The sequence below is a fragment of the Agrobacterium leguminum genome (genome assembly GCF_015704895.1).
GTDB classification, from domain to species: domain Bacteria; phylum Pseudomonadota; class Alphaproteobacteria; order Rhizobiales; family Rhizobiaceae; genus Agrobacterium; species Agrobacterium leguminum.
Genome location: NZ_JADQWB010000002.1, coordinates 249,882 through 264,596 on the forward strand (window position 1 = coordinate 249,882; position 14,715 = coordinate 264,596).

Here is a 14,715-nt window from a genome sequence, read left to right on the forward strand (position 1 = left end):
GCAAAACCGGGCTGGCCGCATCCGAAATTAAGATTGCGGCAATTCGCTGACACCGCCGCGTTTTGCCGACCACGGCAGCGGGTTATCGAGGAAGGCTTCGACCTCGGAGAGGGTCTTTTCGTCGAACAGTTTTTCAGCCCGGGCAACCGCCAGAACATCGCGCCAGGTGGTCAGGTAATGCAGCTTGACATTGCCATTGGCGAAGCGCGCTTCAGCTTCTTCGAAGATGCCGTAATAAAACAGCGCGATGCCGTGATCGACAATGCCGCCCGCCGCACGGATGGCGTCGATGAAGGTGAACATCGAGCCGCCGGCCGTCGTCAGATCCTCGATGACGAGAACGCGAGCGCCTTCCGGCATATGGCCTTCGATCTGGGCGTTGCGGCCATGGCCTTTCGGCTTTTTGCGGCAATAGATCATCGGCAGGCCGAGGCGCTCGGCAAGGAAAGCGGCGAAGGGAATGCCCGCCGTCTCGCCACCTGCCACACAGTCGAACTTCTCGAAACCGGCCTCGCGCATCACCGCCGCCGCCGCAAAATCCATCGCCGCCGAGCGGATGCGCGGGAAGGAGATGAGCTTGCGCATATCGATGTAAACCGGGCTCTTCATGCCCGAAGCGAAGGTATAGGGGCTTTCGGAATTGAAGTGAACCGCCTTGATTTCCCACAACATCTTCGCAACCAGTTCCGCAACGACGGCGCGGTCAGTGAATGTGAAATGGTTCATAGGCGTTCTCCTTTTTCGGCCTTGGTTTATCGCTCCGAAAACCCGGATCGGTTTTCGGAAAGCACAACGTCTCGGTTCAGCATTGCAGGTATCCGCAGGCGGCGCAGAAGGGCGAATGCCTGGGGACCATAACAAAACCGCCGGCAGTGCCGGCGGTTACTAAAAAATCAACTCACATCCCAATGGAGCGGGAACATCGGATCGAACACGGTGACCGGCCCGGCGCCCGTCTCGATTTTTTCAGGAAAGGCCACCGCTTCCTCGCGCTTGACCAGCGTGATGGTCTCTTCGTTCGGCGCAAGGCCATACCAGGCCGGGCCATTGAGCGAAGCGAAGGCTTCCAGCTTATCAAGGGCATTTTCATCCTCGAAGACATGGGCAAGACAGCTCATGGTGTTGATGGAGGTATAGATGCCGGCGCAGCCGCAGGCACATTCCTTCAGCGGGTCCACATGCGGAGCGGAATCCGTGCCGAGGAAGAAGCGCGCATCGCCCGAAGTCGCGGCAGCCCGCAGCGCCAGCCGGTGCTCCTCGCGCTTGGCGACGGGCAGGCAATAATAATGTGGCTTGATACCGCCGACCAGAATGGCATTGCGGTTGATGATGAGATGGTGGGTGGTGATGGAGCCGGCGATGTTGGCCTTGGACGACTTGATATAGTCCACGCCATCGCGGGTGGTGATGTGCTCCATCGTCACCTTGAGTTCCGGCAGGCGCTGGCGCAGAGGCTCCAGAACCGTATCGATGAACACCTTCTCGCGGTCGAAAATATCGACTTCCGGCGTCGTTACCTCACCATGCACGCAAAGCGGCAGGCCGATCTTCGCCATGCGTTCCAGAACCGGCATGGCCTTGTTGAAATCGCGCACACCGCCATGGGAATTGGTGGTCGCACCGGCTGGGTAAAGCTTTACGGCGGTGATGAGGCCGCTTTTTTTGCCTTCTTCCACATCGTCGGCCTGCGTGTCCTCGGTCAGATAGAGGGTCATCAGCGGCTCGAAACGATCACCCGCGGGAATGGCCTTGACGATGCGTTCGCGATAGGCGCGGGCATCGGCCGTGGTGACGACCGGCGGCACCAGGTTCGGCATGATGATGGCGCGGGCGAAATGGCGGCTCGTATCCCCGATCACCCCTTCCAGCATTGCCCCATCACGCAGGTGCAGGTGCCAGTCATCAGGGCGGCGCAGGGTGAGCGACTTCATCGGGATACCTCGGAGCATGACGGAATTGGCGCCCGCTTAGCATCTTTTGCCGCGGGAAAACAGCCGCCAAAGTTCATCCGGCGGCTGTAAATGTCATTTTTTTAAAGCATGCCTCAGATGTTGCCCGCTTCTGGGCCCCATACGTCCGTCATGGCGAAACCATCGGCCAGTGGATCAAACGGATCGAGACCGACCTGATGCAGCCCAAAGGTGAAGCCGCGCCCGGCAATGGTGGGAATGACGGCCGGGCGGCCGGCCACCTCGGTGACGGCGGAAAGGCCGACATCGAATTCCGAACCGATGATCGAGCGGGATTTATACCCGTCTCCCACCTTAACCTTGCCGCGCGCATAAAGCGTGGCGAGATTGGCGGAGTTACCTGTGCCGCAGGGCGAACGATCCGCCCGGCCCGGCCACATGGTGGTGCAGGTGCGGATGGAACCATCCGCATCCACATCGCGGAACATGACATAGGCAACGCCGGAAATGGCCGGGATTTCCGGATGAACGACGGTCATTTCACGGTTGACCAGATCCTTCAGGATCATGCCCGCCGAGACCAGTTTGGCCGCATTGGCCTTTTCGATCGTCAGGCCGATCTGGCGGACATCGACCAGCGCATAAAAAATGCCGCCATAGGAAATATCCATCGTCACCCTGCCCCATTCGGGCGTGTCGATGCTGACATCCAGCTCATGCACGAAGGACGGCACCATGGTCAGCTTGACCTTTTCGCAACGGCCGTCGCGGCAGGTGGCCGTGGCCTTGACCAGACCGGCGGCCGTTTCGAGGATGATAACGGTTTCCGGCTCCTGCATTTCCACCATGCCGCTTTCCAGAAGCGCCGTCGTCGCGCAGATGGAATTGGAACCGGAGCTGGCATGCGCCTGATCCGGCTGGAGAATGACAAAGGCCGCGTGCGCATCCGGGTGCTTCGGCGGCAGGAGAAGATTGACCGATCCCATCGGCGTGCCGCGCGGCTCCAGCGTCAGGAAGCGACGAAGCGCCTCACCCTGCGGATCGGTATTCATCCAGTGAAGCTGTTCGGCCACCGTGTTGCCGGGAATTTTCGGCGCGCCGCCGGTGACGACACGGCCGATTTCGCCTTCGCAATGAACATCGAGAAGCTGGAGGGTGCGTTTCCAACGCATGGGGGTCTACTCCGGAAGTTGGGTTGTTGACCCGACCATACAGATAAAAATACAAGCTGTATACAAATCTGCGAGGGTGCGGCCTCGAAAACGCGGAAAGTTCGAAGCCGCCCTTTTAATCACGATTTAGCGGCTACGGCATTCCGCCCGATTTCGGTTGGCGGTCGCCTCGCAATTCACTCTCGACGACTGAACAGCCTGATCGTCCACCACGGAACCGGCCGTATCGCCCACCGATCCGACGGTGTTTTCCACGGAGCGGCCGAGCCGTTCCACCTGCCTGCCGTAATTTTCACGCGTGCGCGGATCGAACACCGCAATCGGCGCGCTGACCACGACGCTCGCCGCCGTTCCGACGGTTTGCGCAGCCCCGATGCTGACGGCACCCAGCGCCTCACCCAGACCGACATCGGAATCCGTCACCGTCTGCCCGGCGATAAGGCGGTCGCCGATCAGGCGGACAACTTCAGGGCTTTCAGCAAATTTGCCATGGTTCAGGCGGTCGCCGGATTGCAGCTTGGTCAAATCCAGAACGGTGATGCCGGCCTTTTCAAGCTCGCTGCGATAGGGTTCGACCGATGGGTCGATCTGGCCGAGACGATCGACATTGCCGGAAATACGGCGTGACAGGCTGAGAGCGCGATCATCCTGCGAAACGAACAGAGTGAATTTCGGCGGGGTTTTGCCGAGGCTTGCGAATTGCCGGCTGAACACGTCCACATCCAGATCCGGCGCGGCAAGAATGACATTGCCGATCTTCGGATCGACCCGGCCATTGCGGATGGCCATCTGGCGCAGCGCCTCCACCGCAAGCCAGGTGCCCATGGAATGGGCCATGACCGTGACCTCGCCGATGGACTTGTCCTTGGCGAGTCGCGTCAGCATCTCCTCCAGCGCATCGCGCGAGTAGTTGGTGCTTTCCTTGTCGTAATTATAGTCGAAAATGCTCGCCCGCGACGGCCAGGTGAAGACCACCGGCACGACATCCGTGCCGGAATCATGGACGATCTGGGCGAAGCGATAGACGGATTCTTCGTAACGGTTATTGAAACCATGTACGAAGACCAGCACGCGGCGATCCTTCTGGATATGTTTGCTGATCCAGCTTCGTGTCTCCGCTTCGGAGCGAATGGGCTCTACCGCAACCGTGGTGAAATCCTTCAGCGGATTCGGCGGCAGTTTCTTCGGCCATTGCACCTGCCCCACCTTGCGGTTGGCATTGGGCGGAATGGAGACCGTCACCGCATCCACCTTCAGACCCGTTCCACGCTCGCCGCCAAAAAGCACGGCGGCGTTTTCCGATGGTGCGCGGGTGGTGGCGACCAGAAGATTGACCGGTGTGGTTCCCGCCACGGTCTGCCCCGTCGGCGTCATGACCCCGATCGGACGCCCCCCGCAGCCGGCGAGCAGGGCGACAATGGCGATCATGGCCACGAAGCGAATGGGCATCACGTTACTCTCCTACAACCCAGAGGCAGCCAGACAGCAGCCGGGGGAGAGGATTTTCTACCGGAGGCGGAACAGACGCGCCAGCAACCACAGCACGGAAGCGGACAATTTCCGCCCCGGTGTGTCCAAACGGACCCAATTGCGCTGCTGTCACACCGGCAACGGGGCGCCTTCTAAAATGCAGGCCTATTTCTGCGGCAGCATCGTGCCCCTTTCGCGCAGAGCCGCATGCCAGGAGAGCGCTTCTTCGATGAGATGCGGCGTATGTCCGCCCCGCGCCACCGCCCGCTGGTAATAATCCGTCAGCGCATCGCGATAATCAGGATGCACGCAATTCGCGATGATGACCGCCGCGCGCTCGCGAGGCGCCAGCCCACGCAGATCGGCAAGCCCGATTTCGGTGACGAGAATATCGACATCATGTTCGGTATGATCGACATGGCTGACCATCGGCACGACGCTTGAAATGGCCCCGCCCTTGGCGATCGATTTGGTGACGAAGATGGACATATAGGCGTTGCGGGCGAAATCCCCCGAGCCGCCGATGCCGTTCATCATGTGCGTTCCGCCGACATGGGTGGAATTGACGTTTCCGTAGATATCGAATTCCAGCGCCGTGTTGATGCCGATAATGCCGAGGCGGCGGATGACTTCCGGGTGGTTGCTGACCTCCTGTGGCCGCAGGATAAGCCTGCTCTTATATTCCGCCAGTCGCGGCATCACCTGCTCGTTCATGGCGGAAGACAGCGTGATCGACGACCCCGAGGCGAAGGTGAGCTTGCCCGCATCAAACAGTTCGAAAGTCGAATCCTGCAGGACCTCCGAATACATTTTGAGATCGTGAAACGGCGTATCGATGAAACCGTGCATCACGGCATTGGCAATGGTGCCGATGCCGGCCTGGAGTGGCTGGAGCTCATGGGTCATGCGGCCGTGACGCACCTCGTTCAGCAGGAACTCGGTGAGATGGCCGGCAATGGCCTTGGTCTCGTCATCCGGCGGCAGCACCGTCGAAAAGCTGTCGCTCTTGTCACTCAGCACGATGGCGGCGATCTTTTCCGGTGGCACCGGAATGAACGGCAGGCCGACACGGCTATCCGTCGCCACCACCGGAATGGGCATGCGGGTCGGGCGCTTGGCGGGAATGAAGATGTCGTGCAACCCCTCCAGCACCTCGGGCTGCGACAGGTTGATTTCAACGATCACCTTGTCGGCCAGAATAGCGAAGCTTGCCGAATTGCCGACGGAAGTGGTTGGCACGATGCCGCCTTCCGCCGTGATCGCCACAGCCTCGACAATGGCGATATCGACCCCGTGGATCTGACCGCCGCGCAATTGCTCGACCGTTTCGGAAAGGTGCTGATCGATGAACATCACCTTGCCGTCATTGATCGCCCTGCGCAAAGCCGGATCGGACTGGAACGGCATACGGCGCGCCAGCATGCCCGCCTCCACCATGGTCTTGTCGAGATCGTTGCCGAGCGACGCACCGGTCATCAGGGTGATTTTCATGGGATTCGTCTTGGCGCGTTCGGCCAAGGCCAGCGGCACCGCCTTCGCTTCGCCGGCGCGCGTAAAACCGCTCATGCCCACCGTCATGCCGTCCTGAATGAGACTGGCAGCCTCTTCGGCGCTGACGATCCTGTTCAAGAGGGACGCGTTGCGGATACGCTTTTCAAGCATGCAATTCTCCATGATCTGTCATCACGATGGCACGGCATTCGGCTGGCCACCTTTCGGCGACTATGGCGTGCAGTTTCATCGATGAAACTGACATAGATCAAGGGTGCGCACGGAACCATGGTTTCGACGCATCACATCCGTTCAACAAACCAGAAGTGGCGCATCGGCGCGACAGGCCACGGGGTCTTCTCACCACCGCAGCCTTGCAATCGTCAAAAATCCCTCCCTCACCACCGGCAACAGGCGACGAGGCGAAGGTCATCTCCGTGCAACAGGAAACGTCCGGTGTCAGGGGCCTTCACAGACAGGCGCCTGACCGAGCACGACCTGCCCCACTTCCGCATCATAGGCACGCAGACCGAATGCGCCCAGGCTTATGACCCGGTAGCAGGGATTGCCGCCCGTCCACAGCGGATCGACAACATCGATATCGGTGATGAAACGGTGCGCGCAGGCCTGACCGGAACTGTAGGCGATGCCTTCGGCGGTCGTACCTGCCATCGGCACATGGATATGGCCAAAAATGATATGACGTATACCGGCCGGATGAGCGGCGAGACGGCGCATGACAGCACCGTCATCATGCATGCCGATATGTTCGAAATGGCGGATGCCGCAATCCATCGGCGGGTGATGAATGAACACCGTCACCGGCAGGTTGCCCGCGCTTTCCAGCGCACTCTCCAGCCATGCCAGACGATCCGCACCATACATGCCGCCGATCACATCGGCCTCGTGGCTGTCGAGAAACAGCAGCCGGCCGAATTCGGTATCGATGAATGACTGGATGTAGCCGTTATCGTCGCGCTGCTGCTCCGGAAAGGCGGCCACGAATTCCGGGCGGCGGTCGTGGTTGCCGAGCATCAACTGCACGGGGATCGAAACGGGCGCGAGGATGTCGCGAAGCAGCTCATAGGCTTCCGGCTCGCCGTAATTGCAGAGATCACCCGTCATCACAAGAAGATCGGCGTCGGCGTGTTTTTCGACAATATCGGCCACCGCCGCGCGCAGCTGCTTTTCCGGGTCGACGCCGTTTACAGCAATGCCGGGGGGTACGAGATGGGTGTCGGTGATCTGGATGATCTTCATAACAGGTCTTTCTGCGCAAAATGGCTGCGGGAACGGATTTCCCGCAGCCTTTTCGATGGTTTTGCTTATTTCAGCAGGGCGTTGGTCTGCTCGACGATCTGCTTGAGACCGGCTTCCGGCGTCACCTCACCGCGCATGACGGTGCCGATGATGTCGCGCTGGGTGCGCCAGATGCGGACGGAATCGCCACCCGGATAACCGGCCCAGGGCAGAGAACGGTCAGCCTGAAGCGAAGCGGTCTTCACATTCGGGTTCTCGACATAATAGGGAGCGAGGAAGTCCGGGCCGGTGGCCAGCTTGTTGGTCGGCAGGTAACCGGTGATGCGAACGATGGTGTTCTGCGCTTCCGGACCGGTGATCCACTTCAGGTACTTCCAGGCGGCGTCCTGCTTGGCCTTTTCCTGGGTCAGGATAACAGCCGAGTTGCCGCCGGTCGGAACGCCGCCCTTTTCCTTGTTGTCGAGCGGAAAGGTCGCGGTCTTCAGCTTGAAGCGGTCGCCGACCAGACCCTGGATCGTCTGAACATGGGCAGGCGTCGAGAAGATGAAACCGGTGAGACCTGCACCGAACTGCTGGCGCGACTGATCCCAGTCGAGCAGGTTCTGGCCGCCTTCGGTGACGAACTGACGGGTCATCTTCAGGGCGTTGAGGCCGATCTCGTTGTCGAAGCCAACGGTCTTGGCCTTCTCGTCAACGAGCTTGCCGCCCTGTTCGACGATGAGCGCCTGCCACAACCAGTCATCCGGCCAGCCGTTGATGTCGTAGCTCATGCCGGCGAACTTCGGGTCGAGAGCCTTGATCTTCTTTGCGAGAGCAATGAGTTCCGCAAAGGTCGTCGGCATCTTGTCCGGATCGCCGCCAGCCTTGGTGACGAGGTCGGAGTTGATGTAGATGATCGGCGAGGAGGCGTTGACCGGCAGACCATACTGCTTGCCGTCGATCTGGCCGAGTGCAGCCATCTTCGGGCTGTAGTTCTTGTCGAGGAAGGCCTGACCGCCTTCAGCCTGAATGAACGGGCCGAGATCGGTGATCTGGTTGCGCGGTGCAAGCGTGTGAACGAGTTCCGCCGTCAGGTTGTAACCCGAGAAATAAACATCCGGCAGATTGCCCGTTACGGCGGAGCGCAGAACCTGCTGCTGGCCTTCATTATAACCGGCGGCCGGAGCGAGGAAGTTGATCTTCACGTCCGGGTTCTTCTTCATGAATTCATCGGCCAGCGGCTGATGGAACTTGGTGAAGCCCGGCAGGTTGTAAAGAACGTTGAGCGTGATTTCATTGGCCAGAACCGGCTGAGCGAGGCCCGCAAAAGCCATGCCGAGAGCCAGACCGCCCATCACAGCGCGTCGGTTGAGTTTCATGTCAGTCTCCAGAGAGGTTGGGAGGAGGAAATCTGAACGGCGTCACTTGACGCCGGTCATCGTAATACCGGCGATGAAGTGCCGCCGTGCGAGGAGGAAGCACAGCACCATCGGCGCGGTAATCAGTGTGGCGCCCGCCATCAGCGCACCGTAATTCGCGCCGGATTCGACATCGGCGAAGAGCATCATTCCAAGCGGCGGCGGGGCGAGATTGGTGTCGGAGACCACGATCATCGGCCAATAAAGGTCGTTCCAGTGGGCAACGAGCGAAAAGATCGAGAAAGCGGCGAGCGAAGGCAGCGATCCGCGAAGGACCAGTCCCCAGCAAATCTCCATTTCCGAGAACCCGTCCATGCGGGCAGCCTCGATGATCTCATTCGGATAGCTGCGGAAGGACTGATTGAACAGGAAGATGGCGAAGACCGAAAGGAAGAACGGCATCATCATCGCGAAATAGGTATTCAGAAGCTCCGTCTTGGCGAGACCGACAAAAAGCGGGAGAGCGAGCGCCTGAATGGGAACGCAGAGCGCCGCAATGACGAGGCCCAGCAGCAGCTTGCGGCCCGGGAACCGGAGCTTTGCCAGCGCATAGGCAGCCGGAACCGACGTCAGGATCTGCACGACGAGAATGCCGACGCAGACGATGACGCCGTTGAGCATGAAACGCGCCATCGGCACCTGACCCGCCGCCCGGGCATAATTATCCACAGCGTCGAATTTTTGCGGGATCGGCCAAAGCGAGACATCGAAAATCTCTGCTGGTGAGCGGATCGAGGTCAATACCATCCAGTAGAACGGCAGGAGCATCACGAAAGCGCCAAGGGCAAGCACGAGATGTGGGAGATATTTGCGGAGTGCGGCCATCAGTAGTGCACCTTCCGGTCCATGTGCAGCGTCTGGCCGATAGACAGGACCAGCACGATCGCGAGGAAGATAATCGTCAGCGCGGCGGCATAACCGGTGTTCGAATATTCGAAACCTTCGAGATAGAGATCGAACAGCAGGGTTTCCGATCCGAAGCGGCCCTTCGTCAGGACAGCCACCGTCTCGAATACCTTGAAGGCCGAGATGGAGGTGGTGACCACCACGAACATGGTCGTCGGCCCAAGCATCGGCCAAGTTACGGTCAGGAAGCGGTCGATCGGGTTTTTGGCGCCATCCAGCCGCGCCGCCTCGTGCAGATCCTTCGAAATGGCGGTGAGGCCCGCAAGGAACAGCACCATGTTGAAACCCAGTATCTGCCAGACGCCCATCAGCGCCATGGTGGGGATGAGGAGGACGGGATTGGAGAGGAAGGCGACCGGCTCGAAGCCCAGCCATTTGATCGCCGCATTCACCGGACCGAGCGAGGGATGCAGCAGGAACTGCCACACGGTCGCCATGGCGACGAGGGTTGCGGTGACGGGGAGGAAATAAGCCACCTCCCAGAAAGCCCGGCTACGCTTGCGGTTATAAACGAGCAAAGCCACGCCGAGCGCCAGAAACACACCGAAGGGAATGACGATGAGCGCATAGATGGCGGTGTTGGCCAGAGAGCGCAGGAAGACCGGATCCTGAAACGCCTTGACGAAGTTTCCGAGGCCGACAAAGCGGGTGGAGAGCGAACCGAGCTGGTAGTCGGTGACGGAAAAACCGGCCAGAACGAGCATCGGAACGATATAGATCCCCAGAAGCAGCAGGCTTGCAGGGGCAGCGAATATCAGGCCGCGCCAGATCATCCGCCGGTCCGCCTTTGACAGCCGCCGGCGAGCCTTCGCGCGCGCGGCTGTGGAAAAATCGACCGCCGTCATGCCGGCACCCGTTCGCGCACCGTCACCTTGCGACGCAGGCCATCGGCCGCGAAAAGATGCGCGCGTTCCGGCGCAAAGCCGAGATTCATCACGCCATTCATATCCGCGCCCACGGCATCGCCGGCGCCCTGACGCAGGGTGATGGCGACCGTCTCGTCGCTCAGCAGACGGCAGCTCACGAAGCGGTCGGCGCCGTGGGTTTCGCTGCGCACCACCCGCACGGCAAAACCTTCTTCGCCCGGGCGCAAATCTTCGGCACGAAGGCCGAGCGTCGCCGGGCCGGCATCGCGGCCCACACCCTCGATGCCAAGATCGCGTCCAAAGGCTGTGACTTTACCCTGCGCGTCGATTTCGACCGGCAGCAGGTTGATCGATGGCGTGCCGATGAAACGCGCGACCGTCAGCGTTGCGGGTTTGCGGTAAAGCTCGTCCGGCGTACCGAGCTGTTCGATGCGGCCTTCCGACATCAATGCGATGCGATCGGACATGGTCATGGCTTCGATCTGGTCATGGGTGACATAGATGAAGGTCGCCCCCAGCCGACGGTGCAGGCCGGCCAGTTCTTCACGCATGTGGGCGCGAAGCTTCGCATCGAGGTTGGAGAGCGGCTCGTCCATCAGGAAGGCGGCAGGCGAACGCACCAGCGCCCGGGCAAGCGCCACACGCTGACGCTGGCCGCCGGAAAGCTGCGCAGGCTTGCGATCCAGCAGATGCGCGATCTGTAGCGTCTCGGCCGCCTGTTCCACGGCGGCGTCGATCTGGCTCAGCGTTTCCGCCGGGGCCGCAAACCGTCCGACCAGCGGCAGGCGGGCGGCAAAGGGCAGACGCCGCATCCTGAGCGGTGTGGCAATGTTCTGGCGCACGCTCATATGCGGATAAAGGGCATAGGACTGGAAAACCATCGCCAGGTTGCGATCGCTCGGATCAACCTCAGTCACATCCTGATCGCCGATGGAGACCGAACCGCGATCCGGTGTTTCCAGCCCCGCAATGATACGCAGAAGCGTGGACTTGCCGCAGCCCGACATGCCGACGAGAGACAAAAACTCTCCGGGACGGATGGAGAGATCGATCTCTTTCAGAACATCGTCAGCCCCGAAGCCTTTGCCGATGCCCGCAAGTTCAAGTGATTGTGGCGTCATTCTGCGCTCCTTTTCTGGAGCGCATATGCTTATATTGTATGACAATATGACGAAGGTTTGCGGAAAGTTCGATGACACTCGAAAGCCCGGTAATCTTGGACTATCGGAAAACCCTTTGGTATAGGCCTCCACCCAAAACCACTAATATTTAGGGGGTATTGCTCAAATATTCTCCGCAGGCATTTATAGACTGAGAACCGGGTCGGCAGCGCCGGTTTAAACGGCGGCGAGAATCACATGCGCCTGAATTTTCGCGGCAACCGCGCCACCGCCATGCCGCGCTTCAATGGCTGCGGCGGCGCAATCTGTCGCGGTGTCGAGCCGTCCCGGTGCTCTCGCCTCTATTTCCGTCCTAAGCACGGTTCCCTGACAATAAGCCATGGCCGGAATGCGCGGTGAAGAGGCGCGGCTCTGCGCGGTCACCGTTTCAATCGTCACGCGGGAAAAACCGGCCTCCTCCAGCTCGCGGCGAATGAGTGCCGTGTCATGATAACCGTGCGGGGTACGGGCCATGAAGCGCGGCGGATCGTCGGGGAACAGGCGCGCCAGGGCGTTCGTCACGTCATCCGCGAAGTGATTTTCCTCGATGCGGTCCCATACATTGAATAAATAATGTCCGCCGGGCTTCAATACCCGCTTTGCCTCGCGATAAGCCGACAAGCGATCATTAAAGAACATAGCGCCGAACTGGCAGAAGACGAGATCGAAAACGGCGCTTTCAAAAGGCAGTGTCTGGGCATCCACCTGCTGCCATTTTATGCGGCGATCCGGCGCCTGTTGCGACGCCGCAAAATCGAGCATCGGCTGGTTGAGGTCGGTTACCACATAGTTTGCCGCGGGCAATAATCGGGAAGCCAATTCGCGCGTGACGGCGCCGGTGCCTGCGGCGATTTCCAGAATATCAATCGGCATCAAGGCCGCCGCCCGACGCGCCAGATCGGCGGCGAATGGCGCAAAAATCAGCGGCACCATATAGCAGTCGTAATTTTCCGGAATCGAACCCGCAAACACCTTGTCCGCTTCCAACATGGCTTTCACCCCGGGAACAGCTGATGACCGGGTGACTTTAGCACATATTCGGGACGTTCGGAATTCACGCGGTCCTGCGGAGCGTCGAAGCATCCGCCTGAACGGACTTGCCGATATCAGCCATATCGCGCGTGAAGGCGATTGTTTCAGGACTTCATTTTATGGGAAGAGAAATGGCGCACCCGAAGAGATTCGAACTCCTGACCCCCAGATTCGTAGTCTGGTGCTCTATCCAGCTGAGCTACGGGTGCGTGCCGTTCCGGTCGTTTCCGGTGGCGTGGCGATCCTCTAAAACGTCCTCATTCCGAATGCAAGCGATTTCGCTTCGAAATTGTCATTTTTCCGCAGCAATTCATGTATCACATTGATTTTATTGGAAATTCCATGAGGGTCATTTTCCACGGGCCAGATACCATGTCCGTTTGGGCGAGGAGAATGATTGCGCTAACCGGCTGCGGAGCAGGTTTTTCAGGCGGTTCTGGCCGCCTGTACGGAAGCGGCGCGGTCGGCGATCTCGATGCGGAACTGCGTGCCGGGACCGGGCTTTTCGACGAGCGCGATCGTGCCGCCATGGGCAAGCACGAGTTCGCGGGCAATGACCAGCCCGAGGCCCGTGCCGCCGGAGCGGGCCGAACCCCTGAAAGCGGAAAACAGGTTCTCCTTGGCCTTGCGCGGCATGCCCGGTCCATTGTCGTCGATGACGATGCTGACGACGCTGCCGGCCCTCTGGGCCGAGATGGAGAGATGCCGAAGCGCGGCATTCGCGGTATCCGATTGCAGGGCCTGAACGGCATTGCGACAGAGATTGTGGATGACCCGGAAAAGCTGCTCGGAATCCGCATCGACCGTGAGGTCGGATGGCACGCTGTCCTGAAACTCGATGCCGCTATCCGGATCGAGCGCCAGAATATCGCGCACATCCCGCACCAGAAGGCTCAACTGCACCATCTTGCGTTTCGGTGCGCCTTCAGTCGCCTGGCCATAGGCCAGAACTTCGCCGGTATAGGCCACGGCGCGGTCGATGGTGCGCAGCAGTTTCGGCGCGAAGCTCCTGACCATCGGATCCTTGGCATCCACCAGACGGTCCGACATGAGCTGCGCGGAAGACAGGATGTTGCGCATGTCGTGATTGATCTTGGAGACCGCGAGGCCGAGATCCACGAGGTTCTTCTGCTGGCGCAGGGTTTTCTGCAGTTCAGTCTGCATGTCGGCAAGGTGGCGGCCCGCAACCGCCAGCTCGTCTGCCCCCTGCTCGGGCACGAAAATCCGCTCGGGATTGCCCGGATCCTCCGAAAAGTTCTGCATGCCGAGCGTCAGCCGGCGTATGGGCCGGATCATGATGCGGTTGATGGAAATGAAGATCAGGCCTGCGGTGATCAGCGACAGGACGATGGAAATCAGGAAAACGTTGCGGGCATAGGCAAGCATTGCCGCCCGCAGCTTGTTTTCGCCGAGCACCAGTTCGATGATCGTGTCGCTGTCGCCGACGACATCGAAAACGCGGATGACGCGGTTGCCGCCGAACAGCAGGGTGGAAAAGGCGTCCCGCACCGCCGCCACCTGCGAAACGTCGGAAAGATCATATTGCTCATCGACACCCGGCGGCGTTTCCGCCACGGCGAGCAGGCGTGAGGTGCCGTCCTTGCGCAGCGCGATAAGCTTCGCCCCTGTCGCCATCAGCGTGTCGTTCTGCACGCTTCGCGGCAGTTCGGCCTGCAGGCCGTCGATGACAGCGCCGGCGGCCGCAGCCGTGTTCAGACGGTCGCGCAACCATGAAAGACGCATATTGGCGACGGAAGGCACGAAGATCAGCACTTCGGCGATCATCACGAAGATGACCGTGAGCAGCAGCAGCCGTCCCGAAAGACCGGCGGTCAATCCCGGCATGCAATGCACCGGATCGTCTTGCGTGCGGTCCAAGCTGTCTACGCCTTTAGAAAACACCGGGCCATGATCCTGTATGCGCGCCGCTGCTTGCGTGGAACGGCTCGGTTTATATGCAGCGATGATAATAGGACCTAATGGATATTTTTCCAATGCGCTGCAAAATAAAGGTTTTCATTGCCGGAAAAACAAACGCCGCTCGGCAGGGG

Annotated in this window: 12 protein-coding genes and 1 tRNA gene; all 13 read right to left on the bottom strand. The window is 60.0% G+C overall.

The annotated features are described in order from the left end of the window. Positions 1 to 27: 27 nt before the first annotated feature. On the bottom strand, positions 28 to 726 hold the full coding sequence (locus I3J13_RS04115; RefSeq protein ID WP_003520012.1) for an orotate phosphoribosyltransferase: 699 nt from the start codon (positions 724 to 726) through the stop codon (positions 28 to 30). Between the two features lie 167 nt (positions 727 to 893). After that, positions 894 to 1,931 carry a dihydroorotase gene (gene pyrC, locus I3J13_RS04120; protein ID WP_080856948.1) on the bottom strand — a complete coding sequence of 346 codons (1,038 nt, stop codon included), beginning with the start codon at positions 1,929 to 1,931 and terminating at the stop codon, positions 894 to 896. 113 nt (positions 1,932 to 2,044) lie between these two features. Beyond that, positions 2,045 to 3,082 carry a 4-hydroxyproline epimerase gene (locus I3J13_RS04125; RefSeq protein ID WP_196378075.1) on the bottom strand — a complete coding sequence of 346 codons (1,038 nt, stop codon included), beginning with the start codon at positions 3,080 to 3,082 and terminating at the stop codon, positions 2,045 to 2,047. Between the two features lie 126 nt (positions 3,083 to 3,208). Continuing rightward, on the bottom strand, positions 3,209 to 4,531 hold the full coding sequence (locus tag I3J13_RS04130) for an alpha/beta hydrolase (protein ID WP_196378233.1): 1,323 nt from the start codon (positions 4,529 to 4,531) through the stop codon (positions 3,209 to 3,211). Positions 4,532 to 4,717: 186 nt separating this feature from the next. Further along, entirely contained in the window at positions 4,718 to 6,214 is a 1,497-nt protein-coding gene (locus I3J13_RS04135; RefSeq protein ID WP_196378076.1) for an acetyl-CoA hydrolase/transferase family protein, read from the bottom strand. Between the two features lie 288 nt (positions 6,215 to 6,502). Continuing rightward, the gene (locus I3J13_RS04140; RefSeq protein ID WP_196378077.1) at positions 6,503 to 7,303 is read right to left on the bottom strand and encodes a phosphodiesterase; all 801 of its coding nucleotides are present in this window, start codon (positions 7,301 to 7,303) and stop codon (positions 6,503 to 6,505) included. Positions 7,304 to 7,368: 65 nt separating this feature from the next. Continuing rightward, complete coding sequence (locus tag I3J13_RS04145; RefSeq protein WP_003503651.1) at positions 7,369 to 8,661, bottom strand: ABC transporter substrate-binding protein; 1,293 nt, start codon at positions 8,659 to 8,661, stop codon at positions 7,369 to 7,371. Positions 8,662 to 8,703: 42 nt separating this feature from the next. Beyond that, the gene (locus tag I3J13_RS04150) at positions 8,704 to 9,525 is read right to left on the bottom strand and encodes a carbohydrate ABC transporter permease (protein ID WP_003520023.1); all 822 of its coding nucleotides are present in this window, start codon (positions 9,523 to 9,525) and stop codon (positions 8,704 to 8,706) included. Further along, entirely contained in the window at positions 9,525 to 10,451 is a 927-nt protein-coding gene (locus I3J13_RS04155) for a carbohydrate ABC transporter permease (RefSeq protein WP_196378078.1), read from the bottom strand. The genes I3J13_RS04150 and I3J13_RS04155 overlap by 1 nt, the downstream gene beginning before the upstream one ends. After that, positions 10,448 to 11,593, bottom strand: coding sequence for an ABC transporter ATP-binding protein (locus I3J13_RS04160; RefSeq protein ID WP_196378079.1), 1,146 nt, complete (start codon positions 11,591 to 11,593; stop codon positions 10,448 to 10,450). Before I3J13_RS04160 ends, I3J13_RS04155 begins: the two co-directional genes overlap by 4 nt. Positions 11,594 to 11,809: 216 nt before the next feature. Continuing rightward, a complete protein-coding gene (locus I3J13_RS04165) occupies positions 11,810 to 12,622 on the bottom strand; it encodes a class I SAM-dependent methyltransferase (RefSeq protein WP_196378234.1) in 813 nt (270 codons plus the stop codon). A gap of 174 nt (positions 12,623 to 12,796) precedes the next feature. Next, positions 12,797 to 12,873: transfer RNA gene (locus I3J13_RS04170), tRNA-Arg, on the bottom strand. A gap of 217 nt (positions 12,874 to 13,090) precedes the next feature. Next, positions 13,091 to 14,509 carry an ATP-binding protein gene (locus I3J13_RS04175; protein WP_003520029.1) on the bottom strand — a complete coding sequence of 473 codons (1,419 nt, stop codon included), beginning with the start codon at positions 14,507 to 14,509 and terminating at the stop codon, positions 13,091 to 13,093. Between the last annotated feature and the right edge of the window lie 206 nt (positions 14,510 to 14,715).

Bases quoted from the DNA above. Each gene is read 5' to 3' on its own strand.
- I3J13_RS04160 (WP_196378079.1), bottom strand. From the start codon at position 11,593: ATGACGCCACAATCACTTGAACTTGCGGGCATCGGCAAAGGCTTCGGG.
- I3J13_RS04150 (WP_003520023.1), bottom strand. From the start codon at position 9,525: ATGGCCGCACTCCGCAAATATCTCCCACATCTCGTGCTTGCCCTTGGC.
- I3J13_RS04175 (WP_003520029.1), bottom strand. From the start codon at position 14,509: ATGCCGGGATTGACCGCCGGTCTTTCGGGACGGCTGCTGCTGCTCACG.
- I3J13_RS04165 (WP_196378234.1), bottom strand. From the start codon at position 12,622: ATGTTGGAAGCGGACAAGGTGTTTGCGGGTTCGATTCCGGAAAATTAC.
- pyrC (WP_080856948.1), bottom strand. From the start codon at position 1,931: ATGAAGTCGCTCACCCTGCGCCGCCCTGATGACTGGCACCTGCACCTG.
- I3J13_RS04140 (WP_196378077.1), bottom strand. From the start codon at position 7,303: ATGAAGATCATCCAGATCACCGACACCCATCTCGTACCCCCCGGCATT.
- I3J13_RS04125 (WP_196378075.1), bottom strand. From the start codon at position 3,082: ATGCGTTGGAAACGCACCCTCCAGCTTCTCGATGTTCATTGCGAAGGC.
- I3J13_RS04135 (WP_196378076.1), bottom strand. From the start codon at position 6,214: ATGCTTGAAAAGCGTATCCGCAACGCGTCCCTCTTGAACAGGATCGTC.
- I3J13_RS04145 (WP_003503651.1), bottom strand. From the start codon at position 8,661: ATGAAACTCAACCGACGCGCTGTGATGGGCGGTCTGGCTCTCGGCATG.
- I3J13_RS04130 (WP_196378233.1), bottom strand. From the start codon at position 4,531: ATGCCCATTCGCTTCGTGGCCATGATCGCCATTGTCGCCCTGCTCGCC.
- I3J13_RS04155 (WP_196378078.1), bottom strand. From the start codon at position 10,451: ATGACGGCGGTCGATTTTTCCACAGCCGCGCGCGCGAAGGCTCGCCGG.
- I3J13_RS04115 (WP_003520012.1), bottom strand. From the start codon at position 726: ATGAACCATTTCACATTCACTGACCGCGCCGTCGTTGCGGAACTGGTT.